The 2,137-nt window shown below is 74.8% G+C and carries 3 protein-coding genes; 1 reads left to right on the forward strand and 2 read right to left on the reverse strand.

What is annotated here, in order from left to right:
* Nucleotides 1–178: 178 nt before the first annotated feature.
* Nucleotides 179–1,036 (forward strand): arylamine N-acetyltransferase family protein, encoded by an 858-nt coding sequence (locus ABTZ58_RS39975; protein WP_351368407.1) that lies wholly within the window; start codon nucleotides 179–181, stop codon nucleotides 1,034–1,036.
* A 61-nt stretch (nucleotides 1,037–1,097) separates the two neighbouring features.
* On the opposite strand, the gene ABTZ58_RS39980 is transcribed toward ABTZ58_RS39975, so the two are convergent.
* Together ABTZ58_RS39980 and ABTZ58_RS39985 are read right to left on the reverse strand one after the other, a co-directional pair.
* Nucleotides 1,098–1,619: a shikimate kinase gene (locus ABTZ58_RS39980; RefSeq protein WP_351368410.1), complete on the reverse strand. Its 522-nt coding sequence runs from the start codon at nucleotides 1,617–1,619 to the stop codon at nucleotides 1,098–1,100.
* Nucleotides 1,616–2,137 (reverse strand): chorismate synthase (locus ABTZ58_RS39985; protein ID WP_351368413.1); only part of this gene is annotated, 522 nt, incomplete at its 5' end. The genes ABTZ58_RS39980 and ABTZ58_RS39985, both read right to left, overlap by 4 nt.

Consider the following 2,137-nt stretch of genomic DNA (forward strand, 5'->3'; position numbering starts at 1 on the left):
TGTGGGGGGGGTGGGGGGGGGGGTGGGTGGGGGGGGGGGGGGGGTTTTGGGGGGGGGGGGGGGGGGGGGGGGGGCCCCCCCGGGGGGGGGGGGGGGGGGGGCGGCCGGCCGGCGGGGGGCCCCCCCCCCCCCACGCCGCGCCATCCGGCCCACCCCTCGCACCGGCGGAAGGACGCTCATGGACACCTCAGGTCTGCCCCTCGTGGTCGACGACTCCCCGGAGTGGGGCAGCAAACTGCTCGACCTCGACGCCTACCTCGCCCGCATCGGCTACCGCGGGCCGCGTGAGGCCTCGCTCGCGGCGCTGCGCGCCCTGCACCGCGCCCACCGGGACTCCGTCTGCTTCGAGAACGTCGACATCGCCCTCGGGCGCGCGGTCTCCCTCGACATCGACGCCGTCCAGCGCAAGATCGTGCGGGCGGGCCGCGGCGGATACTGCTACGAGACGAACCTGCTGTTCGCCGCCGCGCTCGACTGCTTCGGCTTCCCGGTCACCCGGCTCCTGGTCCGCATCCGTGAGGGCAGCACCAAGCGCCGGTTCCGCTCCCACACGGCCCTGCTCGTTCGGGCGGCGGACACCGTGTGGCTGGCCGACCCCGGCTACGGCTACGCCGCGCTCATCGAACCCCTCGCCCTGCACCCGGGAGCGGAGAGCACCGTCGCCGGCTGGTCGTGGCGGCTGACCACCGAGGACGGCCACTGGCTCCTGCAGTACCGGCGGCCCGAAGACTGGTTCGACATCTACGCCTTCCGCACCGAACCGCAGTACGCCGTCGACTTCGAGGCCGCCCACTACGTCAGCTCCACCCGCCCCGGTTCGCCCTTCGTGGGGCAGCTCGTGGTCCAGCGGGCGAACGACGAGGAGCGGTACCGGCTGAAGAACAACGAGTTCACGACCGAGTACCGCAGCGGCGAGCAGCGCCTGCGCGTCCTGCGCCCGCACGAGACCGTGGATCTGGTGCGCACCATCTTCGGGCTCCCGCTCACCCCCGAGGAGGAACGGCTGCTGCACGACTTCCTCGCCGCCCGGCAGTGACGGCCGCACGGCCACACGAGAACTCCCCGCCAGTCGGCGGGGAGTTCTCGTGTGCGGGCCTTCAGGCCCGCGCCGCGTGCGGGACCAGCGCCGCCAGCACGGCCTCCACGACACCCTCCGGAGCGCGTCCGGTGGTGTCGACCACCGCCCGGGCGACCTCCGTGTAGAGCGGGCGGCGGGCCGCGGCCAGCGTGCGCCACCGCCGGTGCGGATCGCCGGCCAGCAGCGGCCGGCCCGGGTCCCGGCCGATCCGCCGGACCGCCTCGCCGGCGTCGACGTCGAGGAAGACCACCGGCAGCCCGGACAGCAGTGCCCGGGTCCGCGGATCGACGACCGCTCCGCCGCCCAGCGCGAGCACACCGTCGTGCCCGGCGAGGGCGCGGGCCACCGCCCGCGCCTCGATCGCGCGGAAGGCGGCCTCGCCCTCTCCGGCGAAGATCTCGGCGATGGTCCGGCCCTGTTCGGCGACGATGTCGTCGTCGGTGTCCCGGTAGGAGACCCCGAGCCGCTCGGCGAGCAGCTGTCCGACGGTGGACTTGCCCACGCCCATCGGGCCGACCAGGACGACCAGCGGGCCGCTCATCGGATGGCGAGGTGGTCGAGGTACGAGGTGACGTTGCGGCGGGTCTCCGTCACCGAGTCACCGCCGAACTTCTCCGCCACCGCGTCCGCCAGCACCAGGGCCACCATGGCTTCGGCGACGATCCCGGCGGCCGGAACCGCGCACACGTCGGACCGCTGGTGGTGGGCCTGGGCGGCCTCGCCCGTGCCGACGTCCACCGTGCGCAGCGCCCGCGGGACGGTGGCGATCGGTTTCATCGCCGCGCGCACGCGCAGCAGTTCACCGGTCGTGAGCCCGCCCTCGGTGCCGCCGGAACGGCCCGACGTCCGCCTGACGCCCTCCTCGGTCGCGACGATCTCGTCGTGCGCTTCGGAGCCCGGGACGCGCGCCAGCTCGAAGCCGTCGCCGATCTCGACGCCCTTGATGGCCTGGATGCCCATCAGGGCGCCGGCGAGACGGGCGTCGAGCTTGCGGTCCCAGTGCACGTGCGAACCCAGACCCACCGGCACCCCGTAGGCCAGGACCTCCACCACACCGCC

The sequence above is a fragment of the Streptomyces sp. NPDC094143 genome (assembly GCF_040303825.1).
In the GTDB taxonomy this organism is placed as follows: Bacteria; Actinomycetota; Actinomycetes; order Streptomycetales; family Streptomycetaceae; genus Streptomyces.